The organism is Alphaproteobacteria bacterium, assembly GCA_030740435.1.
Classification (GTDB): domain Bacteria; phylum Pseudomonadota; class Alphaproteobacteria; order UBA2966; family UBA2966.
The window spans coordinates 1-16,716 of sequence record JASLXG010000188.1; the positions used below are offsets into that span (position 1 = coordinate 1).

General features: G+C 66.7%; 12 protein-coding genes and 1 pseudogene. 5 read left to right on the forward strand and 8 right to left on the reverse strand.

Annotation, left to right across the window (positions count from 1 at the left end):
• The 3 genes from QGG75_18250 to QGG75_18260 form a co-directional block, all read right to left on the reverse strand.
• On the reverse strand, positions 1–914 hold a 914-nt coding region (locus tag QGG75_18250; protein MDP6069171.1), incomplete at its 3' end, for a cysteine synthase A.
• Between the two features lie 80 nt (positions 915–994).
• Complete coding sequence (locus tag QGG75_18255) at positions 995–1,600, reverse strand: NUDIX domain-containing protein (GenBank protein MDP6069172.1); 606 nt, start codon at positions 1,598–1,600, stop codon at positions 995–997.
• A 48-nt stretch (positions 1,601–1,648) separates the two neighbouring features.
• Positions 1,649–2,848 (reverse strand): c-type cytochrome, encoded by a 1,200-nt coding sequence (locus QGG75_18260; GenBank protein ID MDP6069173.1) that lies wholly within the window; start codon positions 2,846–2,848, stop codon positions 1,649–1,651.
• Positions 2,849–3,024: 176 nt separating this feature from the next.
• Between QGG75_18260 and QGG75_18265 the strand changes: the two genes are divergently transcribed.
• Positions 3,025–4,173, forward strand: a complete 1,149-nt coding sequence (locus QGG75_18265; GenBank protein ID MDP6069174.1) for a TAXI family TRAP transporter solute-binding subunit — start codon at positions 3,025–3,027, stop codon at positions 4,171–4,173.
• An 11-nt stretch (positions 4,174–4,184) separates the two neighbouring features.
• Complete coding sequence (locus tag QGG75_18270) at positions 4,185–6,203, forward strand: TRAP transporter fused permease subunit (GenBank protein ID MDP6069175.1); 2,019 nt, start codon at positions 4,185–4,187, stop codon at positions 6,201–6,203.
• Here the strand turns inward: QGG75_18270 and QGG75_18275 are convergent.
• Together QGG75_18275 and QGG75_18280 are read right to left on the reverse strand one after the other, a co-directional pair.
• Positions 6,169–7,425 (reverse strand): sodium:proton antiporter, encoded by a 1,257-nt coding sequence (locus tag QGG75_18275; protein MDP6069176.1) that lies wholly within the window; start codon positions 7,423–7,425, stop codon positions 6,169–6,171. The genes QGG75_18270 and QGG75_18275 overlap by 35 nt on opposite strands.
• Before the next feature lie 18 nt (positions 7,426–7,443).
• Positions 7,444–10,722 (reverse strand): adenylate/guanylate cyclase domain-containing protein, encoded by a 3,279-nt coding sequence (locus QGG75_18280; protein ID MDP6069177.1) that lies wholly within the window; start codon positions 10,720–10,722, stop codon positions 7,444–7,446.
• Between the two features lie 531 nt (positions 10,723–11,253).
• Here QGG75_18280 and QGG75_18285 point away from each other — a divergent pair.
• Together QGG75_18285 and QGG75_18290 are read left to right on the forward strand one after the other, a co-directional pair.
• Positions 11,254–11,463 carry a hypothetical protein gene (locus tag QGG75_18285; protein MDP6069178.1) on the forward strand — a complete coding sequence of 70 codons (210 nt, stop codon included), beginning with the start codon at positions 11,254–11,256 and terminating at the stop codon, positions 11,461–11,463.
• Positions 11,464–11,484: 21 nt separating this feature from the next.
• Positions 11,485–12,243: pseudogene (locus QGG75_18290) on the forward strand (efflux RND transporter permease subunit).
• 13 nt (positions 12,244–12,256) lie between these two features.
• Here the strand turns inward: QGG75_18290 and QGG75_18295 are convergent.
• Positions 12,257–13,117, reverse strand: a complete 861-nt coding sequence (locus QGG75_18295) for a class II glutamine amidotransferase (GenBank protein ID MDP6069179.1) — start codon at positions 13,115–13,117, stop codon at positions 12,257–12,259.
• Between the two features lie 221 nt (positions 13,118–13,338).
• Here QGG75_18295 and ptsP point away from each other — a divergent pair, with 221 nt between their 5' ends.
• Positions 13,339–15,612, forward strand: coding sequence for a phosphoenolpyruvate--protein phosphotransferase (gene ptsP / locus QGG75_18300; GenBank protein ID MDP6069180.1), 2,274 nt, complete (start codon positions 13,339–13,341; stop codon positions 15,610–15,612).
• An 8-nt stretch (positions 15,613–15,620) separates the two neighbouring features.
• Here ptsP and purN read toward each other — a convergent pair whose 3' ends face one another.
• On the reverse strand, positions 15,621–16,259 hold the full coding sequence (gene purN / locus QGG75_18305) for a phosphoribosylglycinamide formyltransferase (GenBank protein MDP6069181.1): 639 nt from the start codon (positions 16,257–16,259) through the stop codon (positions 15,621–15,623).
• A gap of 7 nt (positions 16,260–16,266) precedes the next feature.
• Positions 16,267–16,716, reverse strand: a 450-nt coding sequence (locus QGG75_18310; GenBank protein MDP6069182.1) for an AIR synthase-related protein, incomplete at its 5' end; no start/stop codon positions are given.

The window sequence follows — 16,716 nt, forward strand, 5'->3', positions numbered from 1 at the left end:
CCGGAATCGGCCAGGATGGTGACGATGGTGTGGCCCGGGCCCATCTCGCGGGCCAGCCGGTGGGCGCCGCAGATGTTGATGCCCGACGAGCCGCCCAGGCAGAGCCCTTCCTGAAGCAGGATGTCGAAGACATAGGGCAGCCATTCGGGGTCCGGGATCTGCAAGGGGACATCCACCTCCAGCCCCTCCAGGTTGGCGGTGATGCGGCCCTGGCCGATGCCCTCGGTGATGGATGAGCCTTCGGCCTTCAGCTCACCGTGCTTGTAGTAGTGGTAAAGCGCCGCCCCCAGGGGATCGGCCAGGCCCACGACAACGCCGGGATTCTGGCTTTTCAAGTAACTCGCCACGCCGGCCAGGGTGCCGACGGCGCAGATGAAGGCGTCGACGCTGCCCTCGGTCTGCTGCCAGATCTCGGGGCCGGTGGTCTCGGTGTGGCCATCACGGTTGGCCACGTTGTCGAACTGGTTGGCCCAGATGGCGCCTTGGGGCTCGCTGGCGGCCAGTTCCTGGGCCAGCCGGCCCGAGACTTTGACGTAGTTGCCCGGATTCTTGTAGGGCGCCGCCGGAACTTCCCGCAGTTCGGCGCCGCAAAGCCTGAGCATGTCTTTCTTTTCCTGGCTCTGGGTCTCGGGAATGACGATCACGGTGCGATAGCCCCGGGCGTTGCCGACCAGCGCCAGGCCGATGCCGGTGTTGCCGGCGGTGCCCTCGACGATGGTGCCACCCGGCTTGAGTTCGCCCCGGCGTTCGGCGTCCTTGATGATGAATAGCGCCGCCCGGTCCTTGACCGAGCCGCCGGGATTGAGGAACTCGGCCTTGCCCAGGATCTCGCAGCCGGTCTCGTCGGAGAGCCGGTTGAGGCGGATCAGCGGGGTCTGGCCGATGCTGTCGATGAAACCTTGGCGGACGTCCATGGCGGTTCCGAAACGGGGGCGGCGCGGGGGTTGGGTTAGGGCGGGGCCGGTCAAGGAATGTAATAGCGTCCGGCGATGCCTCAGGTCCAGCGCGCTTTCAGATCCTGGTGGTTGAGGGCCAGCCAGAGCAGGCTGATCAGGGCCTGGCCGGTGGTGATGCGGTTCTGGCGCACCATCTCCTCGGCCTCGGTGCGCGGCACGACCAGCACCTTGATGTTCTCGTCCTCGTAATCGAGGCCGTAAACACCGCCGGCGCCCTCACTGTCGACGCGGCCAACGAAGAGCCAGTTGTATTCGCTGACCACACCGACCGAGGGAAAGGTGCTGTTGATGGCTTCCAGTTCCTGGATGGTGCAGCCGGCCTCCTCCATCGCCTCGCGGCGCACCACCTGTTCTGGTTCCTCGCCTTCTTCGACGATGCCGGCGACCACTTCGATGGTCCAGGGGTGGTGGCCGGCGGTGAAGGCGCCGATGCGAAACTGCTCGATCAGCAGCACCTCGTCGCGCACCGGGTCATAGGGCAGCACCGTGGCGGCGTGGCCGCGTTCCATCACTTCGCGCCAGATCGGCCGGCCCATGCCGCCGCCGAACTGTTCGTGGCGCAGGCAGTATTTGTCGGCCCGGTAGTAGTCTTGATAAAGCGCTTTGCGTTCCAGCACCTCGACGGCGCGGGGTCCCTTGGTCATGGCGATCTCCGGGTTTGCCGATCGTCAATTGCGATGATCTTGCACAGATCAATGCATGCAGCGCATGTGGCGCCGGCCCTGGCAGGCCAGGCTGCGAAACGACCACAGCGATTTGACGTAGGCGACGACGTTGCGCACGGCCTCGCCATCGAGCAGATCCTTCCAGGCGATCATGCGCTCGTTGCGCGGCGAGCCCTCGCGGATGGTCTGGGCGAGCTGGGCGTCTGCGTGGTGCCAGCCGTGCCCCGAATCGTCGAGCGGCGGCGCCACCGGCAGGCCGTTCTCGTCGCGGGCATGGATGTCGCCGGGTTTCTCGCCGCGGCCCTTTTCGCCGTGGCAGGCCTGGCAGTTCTCCTCGAAAACCCGGCGCCCGGCTGTGATGCGCTCCGGCACCTGGTCGCGCCAGCCCTCGATGCTCAGCCAGCTTTGGCCGGCGTCGTTGCTGATCATCACGCCGCCGGTATCGGCGGCGGCGTAGAAGCGCCGGGGATTACCCGGATCGATCACCAGATCCATCAAGGCCCGGTCCTGGTAGGCGGTCGAGATGTCGCTCCAGGTGCGCCCGCCGTCCTCTGAGCGCACCAGGCCGTGGCGGTGGATGAAGCTGGTCAGGCGGCCTCCGGTCTCGGCGTTGACGAAGGTCGCCGGGGCCTTGGCCGGATGACGGCGCTGCCAGGTGGTGCCGCTGTCGGGGCTGGCGAAAAGGCCGGCCCGCGTGGCGGCATAGACGCTTTTGGGATCATTCGGCGCCACCGCCAGGTCGAAGGCCTCGGCCGGCAGCTTGCCGCCGGCCTGCCAGCTGCGGCCGCCGTCGTGGCTCAGCCTCAGGCCGGCCTCTTTGGCGAAGCCGTAGATGGTGGCCGGCGCGCTCGGCGCCACCGCCAGGGCATGGAAGGCCAGCGCCTGATCGCCGCCCTTGGCGCGTTGCCGCCAAGTCGCACCGCCGTCCTCTGAAAGCAAAAAGCCGAGCCGCTTGTCCTTGCCCTTGTAGCCGCCGGCGTAGCGCACCCCGGGAAGGTCGGGATGCGGGGCCAGGCTCATGACAACACCGGGCGAGCGGCCCGGCCGGCGCGCCTGCAGGTTGGCGTCGACCCACAGCAGGCCCTCGGAGCCGGCCGCCTCCAGCCGCTGCTCGGCGCCGGCAAAGGAAAGCGCGGTGATGAACGATACCTGATGCAGTGATCCCAATACCTCGACATGGGATTTTTCGGCCCGGGCCGGCGCCTGGAGCAGTACCAGGGCAACCATGATCGGGAGCAGAACAAGAAAACTCATAACCAGCCAAGTCCTCTCTTTGTGGCCAGCCGGCGAGGCCAGGATCAAGGTGGGAAAAATCGCGCTGATGATCCATACTGCTGCCGGGAAAAGGTCGTTGAGCCGACCATCAACAAGAATAGCATTTCCACCTGACAGAGGGGGTTCTCATGTCTCGCATACTGACTGGACTATTTGTAGCGCTGGCGCTGGCCTTTGCCGGCGGCGCCCAGGCGGCCGATGTCATGCTGCCCAAAAACCTGACCTGGACGGCCTACGGCACCACGGCGTCCGGTTATGCCCAGAGCGTGGCCATCGGCAATGCCTTGAAGAAGGCCTATGGCACCACGGTGCGGGTGATCCCGGGCAAGAACGACGTCTCCCGCATGGCGCCGCTGCGCGATGGCCGGGCCGACTTCTGCGCCTGCGGCATCGCCGTCTACTTCGGCCAGGAAGGCGTGTTTCTGTTTGCCTCGAAGGAGTGGGGGCCGCAGCCGCTGCGCGTGCTGGCCACTTCCATCGGCAGCTACAACCTGGCCCTGGGCACCGCCAAGGATGCCAACATCAAGACCATGGCCGACCTCAAGGGCAAGCGCGTCGCCTGGGTGCGGGCGGGCGATGCCCTGAACTGGAACGTCGCCGCCAGCCTGGCCTTTGCCGGTCTTTCCTGGGCCGACGTCACGAAAGTCGAGGTCTCGGGCTTCAAAGCCTCGGTCGATTCCATCATCAACGGCCAGTCCGACGCCGCCTTCATGGCCACGGTAACGCCGCACGCCAAGCGTCTGGCGGCCAGCCCGCGCGGTCTCCATTGGCCGCCGCTGCCCCACGGCGACACCGCGGGATGGAAGCGCATGTCGGCGGTCCATCCGGTCTACCAGAAGAACATGGGCAGCGCCGGCGCCAATCTCTCCAAGGCGGCGCCGCACGAAGGGGCGACTTACGCCTACCCGGCCCTGGTCACCAACGCCTCGCAGTCGGCCGACGTGGCCTATAATCTTACCAAGGGCATCATGGCGCGTTACGACGACTTCAAGGGTGCCGCTCCGGGAGCCAGCGGCTGGTCAGCCAAGAACCAGAATATGACCTGGGCGCTGCCCTACCACGAGGGTGCCGTGCGCTATTGGAAGGAAGCCGGGGTGTGGTCCGATGCCGCTCAGAAGCACCAGGACACGCTGATCAAGCGCCAGGGTGTGCTGGCGGCGGCCTGGAAGGGCCTGGCCGGCAAGGAAGGCATGTCGAAGGAAGACCTCGCTGCCAAGTGGATGGCGGCTCGGGCGGCGGCGCTCAAGGGCGCCGGCATGGGTTTGGTGTTCGAATAATCCGCTAGACCTTGTCCAACACGGCTACCAACGGGCCCGCCCCTGGCGGCGGGCCCGGCCCGCCGGTCGCGCCGGCCACGGTCGAACACCGCTATCGCGGGGCGACGCCGCTGTGGCGCGGCGTGCTGATCGGCGGGGCCCTGCTGGCCGTCCTGATCTCGATCTATCAGCTTTTTAACCTGGGCCGTTTCGGCGGCTTCGTGGCCATCGATACGCAGTATTTCTTCGCCCTGCTGGGTGTGCTGCTGCCGCTCGCCTTCATCATCTTTCCCGCCCACGAGGGCGCCCGTGCGGCCGTGCCCTGGTACGATCTCGGGCTCTTCGCGGCGGCCATCGGCGTCAATCTCTATCTGCTCTGGTGGGCCCGCGACATCGTCGATCTGGGCTGGGAATACGCTGCCCCCGACCACATCAAGATCGCTGGCGGGGTGCTCTGGCTGATGGTGCTGGAGGCCAGCCGGCGGGCCGGCGGCACGCCGGTTTTCCTGGTCGTGCTGGTGCTTTCGCTCTACCCCATCTACGCCGAAACCGTGCCCTATCCCTTCGATGCCGCCAGCGAGACCTTCGGCGTCACCGTGGCCTACCACGCGGTGTCGAGCGAATCGATCTTCGGCATTCCCTTCCGCGCCTTCGCCAATCTGGTGATCGGCTTCTTGATGTTCGGCGTGGCCCTGCAACACACCGGCGGCGGCCGCTTCTTCCTCAATCTGGCCTTTGCCCTGCTGGGTCACGTGCGTGGCGGTCCGGCCAAGGTGGCGATCTTCGCCAGCGGCCTGATGGGCTCGATGAGCGGCAGCGTCATCACCAACGTGCTGACCACCGGAGCGCTCTCGATCCCGGCCATGAAACGCATCGGCCTGCCGCCCCACTACGCCGGCGGTGTCGAGGCCTGCGCCTCGACCGGCGGTGTGCTGATGCCGCCTATCATGGGCGCCACTGCTTTCGTCATGGCGACCTATCTGGAGGTGCCCTACGCCGATATCGTGATCGCCGCGGTGATCCCCTCGCTACTCTATTTCTTCGGCCTCTTCGTGCAGATCGACAGCTATGCGGCGCGCCACAATCTCGCCGGCCTGCCGCGCGAGGAACTGCCCGGGGTGGCCCAGACCCTGAAGGAGGGCTGGCACTACGTCGCCGTCTTCGTGCTGCTGATCTGGATGCTGGTCTTCCTGCAGCGCGAGGCCATGGCAGCCTACTACGCCACCGTGCTGCTGATCGGCATCAACCAGTTCCTCAAGGCCAGCCGCTGGTCGCTGGATGATTTCCTCGCCTTCATCACTGGCGTCGGCCGGCTGTTCGTCGAACTGGCGGCCATATTGGCCGGCATCGGCATGATCGTCGGCTCGCTGTCGCTGACCGGCAAGATCAGCACCCTGGCCAACGAGCTCTTGTCGATGGCCGGCGATTCGGTGATCTTGCTGCTGCTCATGGGGGCGCTGGCCAGCTTCATCATGGGCATCGGCGTCACCGTCACCGTGGCCTACATCATCCTGGCCATCACGCTGGCCCCGGCGTTGACCGAATCCGGCCTCAACGCCATGGCCGTGCATCTCTTCATGCTCTATTGGGGCATGCTCTCGTTCATCACGCCGCCGGTGGCGCTGGGCGCTTTCGCGGCGGCCAGCCTGGCTCAGGCGCAGCCCATGCGTACCGGCTTCGAGGCCATGCGGCTGGGCAGCATCATCTATTTCATCCCCTTCTTCTTCGTGCTCAATCCGGCCCTCATCATGCAGGGCGGCTGGCTCGAAATCATCCAGGTCGTCGTCGACGCGGTGATCGGCGTGGTGCTCATCGCGGCGGCGCTGCAGGGCCACCTCATCGGCATCGGCGATCTCTGCCGCCAGGGGTTATTGCAGTGGCCCATCCGGGCCATGATCCTGGCGGCCGGCATCGCGCTGGCGACCCCGGGCGGCGGCCACGTACCGGCCAGCGCCGGCCAGCTCTGGCTGCTGGCCCTGGTGCTGGCGCTGCCTGCGGCGGCTCTGGCCTATTGGTTCAATCGTTCGTCTGCTCCGGCAGCAGACGCTTGACCAGGCGCTCGATGGTCAGGCCCTGGACGATGATGGAAAACACCACGACGCCGTAGCAGGCGCTGAGCAGCACCTCCTTCCAGGGCCCCTCGGGCAGGCTTAGCGCCAGCGCCACCGAGATGCCGCCGCGCAAGCCCCCCCAGGTCAGAATGGGCACGGCGCCCGGCGTGAAACTTCGCTTCAGCCCGAGCAGCGTCAGCGGCAGCGCCACGCCGGCCAGGCGGGCGGCCAGCGCCACCGGCACTGCCAGCGCCGCCGCCAGGGCTGGCGCGGTACTGAACGACACCGCTACCACCTCGAGGCCGATGAGCAGAAAGAGCACGGCGTTGAGGATTTCGTCGAGCAGCTTCCAGAAGTTGGTCAAGTGGCCGCGCGTGGTCTCGCTCATGGCCAGGCGCCTGCCGTGGTTGCCGATCAACAGCCCGGCCACCACCACGGCGATCGGCCCCGAGGTGTGCAGCGCCCCGGCCAGGGCGTAGGTGACGCTGACCAGGGCCAGCGTGATCATCACCTCGACGGTGTATTCGTCGATCGAGCGCAGCGCCACGAAGGCCAGGCTGCCGGCTGCCAGCCCCAGCACCACGCCACCTACCGCTTCCTCGACGAAAAGCAGCACCACGTCACCGGCGCCGATGGGGCCGGCCGTGGTGGCCAGCGCCACCAGGATGGTGAAGACGACCACCGCGACGCCGTCGTTGAACAGGCTCTCGCCGGCGATCTTGGCCTCCAGCGTGCGCGGCACCGTGACGCTTTTCAGGATGCCCAGCACGGCGATGGGGTCGGTGGGCGAGATCAGGGCGCCGAAGACTAGGCACATGAGCAAGGGCACGCCCAGGCCCAACAGCGCAAACACGCCCCACATGCCCAGCCCCACCAGCAGCGTGGACAACAAGAGGCCGATGGTGGCCATGGCGGCGATGGCGTAGCGGCGCTCACGCAGATCACCGAGATCGACGTGCAGTGCCCCGGCGAACAGCAGGAAACTCAGCATTCCCTTCATCAGGGTGTCGCTAAAATCGATGCCGGCGACGAGGGTGCGCAAGGCCGTCCCCAGCCCCCAGACCGGCATGATGGCGTCGAGCCCCAGCACCGCCAGCGAGGCCGCCAGCGCGATGATGACGACGCCGATCGAGGGCGGCAGACGGAACCAGCGCTGGTTGACGTAGCCAAACAGCGCCGCCAGCCCGAGCAGCAGCGCGATGACGTCGAAGACGGTGGACACGGCAGTGTTTCCGTGAACTCAGTCGGCCAGGGCGGCGTCGAGCGAGGGCAGGATGACCTTGAATCCGACGCTGGCCGCCTGGTCGCGCAGTGCCTGCAGGTGCTCCCGCGTCCCTTCATCGGGCGCCGTGGCGGCTTGGGCGAGCGTCCGGGCGCGGTCGATCAAAAGATCCATCCAAGGCAGCGGCTCGGCGCTGGTGTAGTCGGCGGCGGCCTGGGCCAGGGCCTCGACACCGGGGAAGTTGCCGGCCAGCAGGCAGGCCTCCATGGCGTCGCGATAGAACCAGAGATAATTGTGGCTGACGCAATCGGAATCCAATATCGCCAGGCCCTCCGAGATGGCCTGGCGGCGGACCTCTTCCCGGTCGCTGACCAGTGCCAGGGTGCCCAGCGCCATGGGGCCGGCGAACCTGGGGCCGGTCTCGCGGGTCGTCGCCACCGCCTGCTCGGCCAGGGCGATGGCCTCGTCGCGCCGGCCCTCGATCAGTGCTACCTTGGCGACGATCACCTGGTTGACGGGATCGAAGCGCCGGGCGCCCAGGCCGTTGGCCAGTTCTATGGCGTGCTGGCAGCTCTGGCGGGCCTCCGTGAGCTGGCCGTTGTCGAACAGCAGCTTGCCGGCGCAACTGCCCGAGGCCACCATCTCGGCCCGTTCGTTGCCTTGTCGGCGGGCCAGTTCGGCCGCCTTCAGGGTATCAATGAGCCCGGCCTCGAGCTGGTTGAGGTAAAGCTGGGTGTGGCCGCGCATGGCCAGGTTGGGGGGTTCGATGGTGGCCAGGCCGTGGACCCGGGCGAGTTCGACACAGGCGTCGAAATGCCGGTGTGAAGTGGCCATGTGGCCGCGCATGTAATAGGCGTCGCCAAGCCCGCTCAGCGCTCGCGCCTCCTTTTCCGGCGAGTCCGCGCGGCGGGCGTTTTCACGGGCCAGTTCGTGCTCTCTCAGGCAGCCCTCGATGTCTCCCATGGGGAAATAGATGCTGCCGCGGTAGTAGTGCACCTGCGCCAGGTCCTCGATGCGTTGGTAGTTCTCGGCCACCGCCTGGGCGCGATCGAGCGCCGCCAGGGCGGCGTCGTAACGGTCGAGGATGCGCAATCCACCAACCAGGTCGAGCAGCAGCGGCATTTCCTGTTCGGCGCGCTGGGCGTTATCGGGGAGTGTCTCCAGCAGTTCCAGCCCGCGTTCCACGTGGCCCACCGATTCGGCGCTGGCCCAGCGCTCGGCGGCGCGCTGGCCGGCGCGCTGCCAGTAGGGCACGGCGGCTTCGGCCAGCCCGGCTTCGCTGTAGTGATGGGCCAGCAACTCCGGCTCGCCGGCCGCGGTCTCGGGAAAATCCGCCGCCATGGTTTCGGCGATTTCGCCATGGTGGCGCTGGCGCGTGCTTTTGAGCAGCGAGCCGTAGGCGGTTTCCTGCACCATGCCGTGCTTGAATTCGTAGCTGGCGGCCGGCGGCAGGCTGCTCTGGAACAGCACCTCGGCTTCGACCAGTTGATCCAGTGCCGTCTGCAAGGCCTCGGCGCCGAGCTGCGAGACGGCGGCCAACAGCGCCTGTGGGAAGCGCCGCCCCAGCACCGCCGCCAGTTGCGCCACCTCCTTGACCTGGCCCAGGCGGTCGAGCCGGGCCATCAGCGAATCCTGCAGCGAGGCCGGAATGGCCAGGTCGCCGGGCGGGCCGACCAGTTGGTAGCGCCCGTCGCGCTCCTCGACCAAGCCGGTTTCCAGCACCGTCTTGGTCAGCTCCTCGACGAACAGCGGGATGCCGTCGGTCTTGGTGACGATCTGCTCGAGTACTGCCTCGGGCAGCTCGCGGCCCGCGGTGACGTGTTGTACCAGGGCGGCGCTGTCGCTGCGGCTGAGGCGGTTCAGCGCCAGCGTCGTGAGGTGGGGATGGCTGCCCCAGCGCGGTTCGAAACCGGGCCTTGCCGTGATCAGCATGAAGAGCCGCCAGTTGCGCAGGCGCTCGATCAGGAGGCCGAGGAACTCAGCGCTCGAGGGATCGAGCCATTGCGCATCCTCGACCACCATGATCATCGGCCGGCGTTGGCTTTGCGCCAGCATCAATGCCAGCAGCGCCTCGGAGACCTTCTTGCGCTGCTCCTCGGGGCTGCCCGGGGCCAGGTCGTAGCGCTCCATATCGCTTTCGAAAAGCACCGATGCCAGGTAGGGCGCGATGTCGGCTGGCGGCAATTCGAGATTGTCGATGAAGGCATCCAGCTTGTCGGCCCGTGCTGACGGCGCATCGTCGCGCTCGAAACCCATGACCCGGCCCAGGCATTCTATCACCGGGTAGAGCGCGCTGTTGGTGTGGAAAGGCGAACACGACAGCGAGAGGGCGCCGAAGCTGCCGTCGTCGAGGCGAGAGCGGAACGCCTCGACGATGCGCGATTTGCCCACCCCGGCTTCGCCCGAGAAGACCACCACCTGGCCTTCGCCGTCTTGCGTCTGGCGCCAGCGGTTGAGCACCAGACCGACTTCCTCCTGGCGGCCCACCAGGGGCGAGAGGCCGCTGCCGGCAGTGGCCTCGAAGCGGCTGGCGGCGGCACCTTCGCCCAGCACTTGCCAGGCCTGTTCCGGCTCGCTGATGCCCTTAAGCTGATGGCGGCCGAGGTCGCGGTACTCGAAGAAGCCACCGACCAGGCGCCGCGTGGCATCGCCGATGACGACGCTGTCGGCCTCTGCCAGGCTTTGCAGGCGGGCCGCCAGGTTGGGCGTCACGCCCAGCACCGCGTGTTCCTCCGAGGCGCCCTGGCCGATGATATCGCCGGCCACCACCAGGCCGGTGGCGATGCCCAGGCGCACGTGCAGGCGAAGACCCGGCCGGGGCTCCAGGGCGGCCACGCCCTCGACGATTCTCAGTCCCGTCCGCACGGCCCGTTCGGGATCGTCCTCGTGGGCCTGGGGGTAGCCGAAATAAACCAAAATGCCGTCGCCCATGTAGCGCGCTATGTAGCCGCCGAAGGCCTCGATCTGGGCGCCGCAGACGTCCTGGTACTGGGTGATGACCTGGCGCAGGTCTTCGGGATCGAAGCGTTCGGAAAGCGCCGTCGAATCGGCCAGGTCGCAGAACATCACTGTGAGCTGCCGGCGCTCGGCCTCGCTGTCGCTTGCCGTTTGGGGCGGGGCAGCCGCTAGCGGCGGCGCCGTGTCCCCCAGTTTTACGCCGCATTGGCCGCAGAACTTGTGGTCGGCCGGATTGAGCGCGCCACAGGCCAGGCAGCACCCCGGCAGCCGGCTGCCGCACTGGCCGCAGAACTTGTTTTCGGGCGGATTGCCGGCCCGGCAGGCAGGACATTCGTTCAACGCTTCCAGGCTCCCAGCTGGACTGGTCGGGGCAGGCCGCCGTGCCCCCCGCCAGGAAGGGTAGCGCAAATAGCTGCGCAAGCGAACCCGCGGGGCCAGCACATCTTCGCTTGGGGCCTAAAGTTGGCCGGTCGGTCTTGAACGATGGGGTAAGATGGCCATATCCATTTTCATTATATTAGATAATGCTAATATTCGATCCACGAGGGGAAGCCGCCATGATCCGCCGATCCGCAGTCCTCGCCTTGCTGTTCGCCGGGGCGTTCTCGGCCGTGGCCCGGGGCGAGACCGAGCTGACCGTGCAGCTGACCCAGATCAGCGAACAAAAAGCCGTGTTCGCGAGCGTCGAGAGCGTCGACGTGACCCCCGGGCGCGGGCGCGGATCGCTGGTTTGGTACGCGACCTGGTGGTTGACGAGGGCAGCCTGGTCAAGCGCGGCCAGCGCCTGGCCTTGGTGGTCGACGCCAAACTCAAGCTTGGCCTGGCGGCACTCGATGCCCGCTTGGCTTCGCTGGCGGGGCCCGTCGAGGCTTGGCCGAGACGGCGCTCAAGCGGGCTCGGCGGCTGCACCGTTCCGGCAACGTCAGCCAGGCCCGCCTCGACGAGGCGGTGGCCAACCTCGATGCCCTCAAGGCCGACACAGCGGCCCAGCAGGCGGAGCGCGCCGTGCTGGTGCAGCGCGCCGCACCGAGGGTGCGGTGCTGGCGCCGGCCGCCGGCCGCGTGCTGCGCGTGGCGCTGACCAACGGCAGCGTCGTCATGCCCGGTCGAGATCAGCATCCGGCTGCCCAAATCGGAGCTCACGCCGGGGCCCCGGCTACTGAGCACGCCGCTGCCCACCATTGACGGCCGGCTGGCCGGACGCTTCGAGGCGCCGATCTACGGCATGCTGGCGGTAAACCAGGCCCTGGAGAGGCACGATTGGGGCCCCGCCGGGCCGCCGCAGGTAAGTCTGCACGGCCAGCCGGCAGACGAATCCCTGCCCACCCTGCTGTGGGACGGCGAATGGGAGATCACCTACGTCACCTTCCGCGACATGGGGGCCGCCTTCATGGTCGCCATCATCGGCATCTATCTGCTGGTGGTGGGCCAGTTCGGCTCATTCCGCCTGCCGCTGCTGGTACTCGTGCCGGTGCCCTTGACGCTGATCGGCATCATGCTTGGACACTGGCTGTTCGGCGCCGCCTTCACCGCCACCTCGATGATCGGCTTCATTGCCCTGGCCGGCATCGTGGTGCGCAATTCGATCCTGCTGATCGATTTCATCCGGGCCCGCCAGCGTCAGGGAGCGGCGCTGCGCCAAAGCCTGCTGGAGGCCGGCGCCATCCGCTTCAAGCCGATTTTTCTTACCGCCGTCGCCGCCATGGTGGGGGCTTCGGTAATTCTCTTCGACCCCATCTTCCAGGGCCTGGCGATTTCCCTGCTGTTCGGCCTGGCCTCGTCGACCATACTCACCCTGCTGGTCATCCCGGCGCTTTATGTCTGGCTGCGCGACGACGGGGTTGAAGTCGAGACGGCTTGACGGCAGTCCGGTCTTACTGGTGCAAAACCCCGGCGCAAGCCACGACAACTTCGTTTGCGGGCAGTGCTACCCAGCCTTCACTGCTAAGGGGAACGCTGGCGAACAATGCAGCCCGTTGGATTGGCTGGTCGCCGTGGTGCACCATTTCGACCCCGGCATGATTGAAAGCAGAGTCCTTTGTTCGGCACTCCCGTGTCAGCATGTGCAGTCCCGGGGCGCGTACAGCCCCGTCGTTCTGGGTGCGCTTGTGACTGTGGACAAACAGCGCCTCACCATCGGCATAGAGAAAATTGGCCATCCCGCGCTGACGCATCTCGGCCGCGAAATCGACGAACACGGAGAGGCGATCGGCCAGCGGTGGCCTGGTTTTCGATTTGCTGCCGATCTTTTGCAGAGCCTGCAGAAGGACGCAGAAGGCCAGTTCGGAATCGGTGGTGCCAACGGGCTGGAAGCCAAGCTTGTCGAGGGTGTAAGCCTCGGCCAGACCGCTCAATTTTCTATTGCGGGCGAAAACGTGGGAATAGCCGTTCATCTCGCGCTGAAAGGGATGGGTGTTGGGCAGGCTGACGGAACCCATGGTGGCTTTGCGAATATGAGAGATGACCGTGGTGCTGGCGAGGCCGGCGCTCTCGACGAATGACACCCAGGGGCTTTTGAAGGCGGGCGCGGTATCGCGTACCAGATACGTGTCGTACCCGGTTTCATCAAAATAGGCGATGCCCCAGCCATCGGCATGGCAGGCGCTGAAGCCGCCGTGCAGGGCAAATTCCTGCAACGACAAAGTGACGGTGGCGGGAAAGCGCGCGGAAAGGGCAAAAAGCTCACACATCGGTGTTCTTGACTGTGCCTCCTCGGCCGCCTGATCAAGCGGCATGTAACGCCAAGCGCGCGGCCGGCGTCAACCTCCGAACCCGGCACCTTGAGACCGGTTATTTGATGGCAGTATATTCTGAGGAAAAAAATATATAAAACAATAAAATAACAAGTATCTTTAATGTAAAATATTAAGAGATTCACCGACCCCTCTGGAAACTGCGATCGAGTCACCTTACGTTTGTTGGCAACGAAAACAACAACGGCAGGGATGAGGGCGGCGTGACGTTACAGAGTACAAAAAAACCCGAGGCGGACGACGGCTGGGCGCGATCGCGCCGTTTTCTGCGCCAGGTGCGCCAGTTGATGACCGGCCACGGCACCACCGAGGCCCGGCTCGACCGCGTGGTGGCGGTGATCGCCGACTATCTGGCGGCCGAGGTCTGTTCGATCTACGTGCTGCGCGACCAGCGCGATTTCGAGCTTTTCGCCACCTTGGGCCTGAACCGCGATGCCGTGCACCTGACGCGCCTGCGCCACGGCGAGGGTCTGGTCGGCCTGATCGCCGAACAGGCCCGCCCGGTGGCCCTGGCCGACGCCCAAAGCCATCCCAATTTCGTGCTGCGGCCGGAAACCGGCGAGGAGGTCTACCATTCCTTCATGGGTGTGCCGGTGCTGCGCGCCGGCCGGGTGCTTGGCGTCATGGTCGTGCAGAACCTCACGCGGCGGCGTTACGCCGAGGCTGAGATCGAGGCCTGCGAAACCGTCGCCATGGTGCTGGCCGAAGTGCTGGCGGCGGCCGGAGAAAGGGAGCCGGCGGCTGCTGCCGTGGCGTCAGGACCGGCTCTGATCGCCGGCATTTCGCTAAGCCGTGGCGTGGCCACCGGTCGGGCTCGCCGGGTGCAGCGCGAAATCGTTGTCGAGCACACCCTGGCGGACCAACCGGAGCCGGAGTTGAAGCGCTTGGACGAAGCGTTTGCGGCGCTCAGCACCGGTCTCGAGGCCCATATCGAGGGCTCGGCGCTGCCGGCCATGGGCGAGCACCGCGAGGTGCTGGAGGCCTTCAAGATGTTTGCCGAGGATCACGGTTGGCGTGAGCGCATTGCCGATGCCGTGCGTGGCGGCCTCAGCGCCGAGGCGGCCGTGCAATTGGTCCAGAACGAGATCCGCGGCCGCCTCTCCAAGGCCCAGGACCCCTATTTGCGCGAGCGCCTGGTCGATCTCGACGATCTCGGCGACCGCCTGCTCAGGCACCTCATCGGGCCCGCTGGCAACGGCGCCCTGGTGCTGCAGGAACCGGCCGTGCTGATCGCCCGCAATCTCGGACCGGCGGCGCTTCTCGATCTCGACCCCGACTACCTCGAGGGCGTCGTGCTGACCGAAGGATCGCCGACCTCTCACCTGGCCATTGTCGCCCGGGCATTGGGCGTGCCCGTGGTCGGGCGCTGTCGTGAGGCTCTCGACGTCGTGGTCGAGGGAGACCTGCTGATCGTCGATGGTGACGGCGGCCAGGTCGTAGTGAGGCCGGAGCCCCGCGCCCTGCAGGCCTATGAGAGCAGCATCGGACGCTCCAGTCCGGCCGACGATTTCGCCGCCACCTGCAAACTCGAGTCGCTAAGCCGCGATGGCCGGCACATCTCGATCGAGCTCAACGCCGGCTTTCCCTTCGAGGTGCCCAGGCTCGACGATTGCGGTGCCGAGGGTATCGGGCTTTTTCGCACGGAATTGGCCTTCATGGGGCGCCACAGCTATCCCGACGTGGCGGCCCAGGCCGAACTCTATGCCTCCGTTCTGGCCCGGGCCGGCGAACGGCCCGTGGTCTTTCGCACCCTCGATATCGGCGGCGACAAGGCGCTGCCCTATCTCGAGACTTCGGGAGACAGCAATCCGGCGCTGGGTTGGCGCGGCATTCGCGTCGGTTTCGACCGCCCCGGCATTCTCGAAGACCAGCTTGGCGCCCTCATCCGGGCTGCCGGCCGGCGCCTCGACGTGGTCTTTCCCATGGTCACCGAATTGGCCGAGTTCAATCATGCCCGTGGCGTGCTGGATATCGAGCTGGAGAAAGCCCGGGCCGCCGGCCTGGCCACGCCGGTCGATGTCAGGGTCGGGGTCATGCTCGAGGTACCGGCGCTGCTGTGGCAGCTCAAGCCGTTGTTTGCCGCCGCCGATTTCGTATCGCTGGGCACCAACGATCTGCTGCAGTACCTCTTTGCCAGCGACCGCGACAACCCCCGCGTCAACGCCCGCTACGACGTGCTTTCAGCGCCCTTGCTGGGATTGATCGGGGAGGTCGTGGCGGCCGCTTCTGCGGCCGATGTACCACTCACCGCCTGCGGCGAGATCGCCGGCCGGCCACTCGAAGCCATGGCGCTGATAGGCTGCGGCGTCGAGCGCCTGTCGATGACGGCGGCCAGCGTACCGGCGCTCAAGCGTATGGTGCGCAGCCTCGACGTCAGCGCGCTCTGTACGATGGTGGCCGACTTGGCCGGCCAGGACCACGGCAGCGTGCGTGCCGCCTTCGAGGAATTCGCCCGCCAGAGCGGGGTCGAAGTCTAAAACGCGCCCTAAATAGGATTGATGGCGGCCATTTGCGGTGTCCCGGCGCCGTCGACCTCGACCAAATCGCCATTGATACGTACCCGGCCTTCGGCAATCCACTTCACCGCCTTGGGATAGCACTGGTGTTCGGTGGCTAGTACCCGGGCGGCCAGGGTGTCGGCGTCGTCGCCCGGGCGCACGGGCACCAGCGATTGGATGATGATCGGGCCGGCATCCATTTCGGGCCGCACGAAGTGCACGGTGCAGCCGGAAAAGCGGGTGCCCGAGGCGACTACCTGCTCATGCACGTGGATGCCCGGAAAGGCCGGCAGCAGCGAGGGATGGATGTTGACCACGCGGTCTGGCCAGCCTTCGAGAAAGCCGGCCGTGAGCAGACGCATGAAGCCGGCCAGGCAGACCAGTTCGACGCCGGCGCCGCGCAGGCTGGCATCGATCTCGGCCTCGAAGCCCTGGCGATCGGCGAAGTCACGGTGGTCGAAGGCGGCCGTCGCCAAACCGGCATCTCGTGCCCGTTCGAGGCCCGCCGCCTGGGGTTGGTTGGAGACGACCAGAGCGATCTCCGCGGGATAGTCGTCCCGGGCCGTGGCCGCCATCAGGGCTTGTAGATTCGAGCCGCGCCCGGAAATCAAAACGCCGAGTTTCACGATGGCCTCACTTCCAGATCAGGTTGGTCAACGCCACGCCCTCGGCCTCGACGATGTGGCCGATGGCGGCGGCTCCGCCGAGCAGCTCGGCCGCCGCCTCGGCCTCTGTCGCGGCGACGATGGCCAGCATGCCGAGGCCACAATTGAAGGTGCGCAACATCTCTTCGTCGGGCACGCCTTCGGCTGCCAGCCAGGCGAACACCGGCGGAATTTCCCATCGACTGGCGTCGAGCTCGGCGCCCAGGCCCGCCGGCAGCACTCGCGGCAGGTTTTCCAGCAGGCCGCCGCCGGTGATGTGGGCAAAGCCCTTGGCCAAGCCGGCCCGAGCCAGGGCCAGGCATTCGCGTACATAGATCCGGGTCGGCGTCAGCAGGGCCGTTCCGAGGTCGCCGTCGGCGGCAAAGGGGGCCGGCTTGGCCAGATCCAAGCCGAGTTCGTCGACGATCTTGCGCACCAG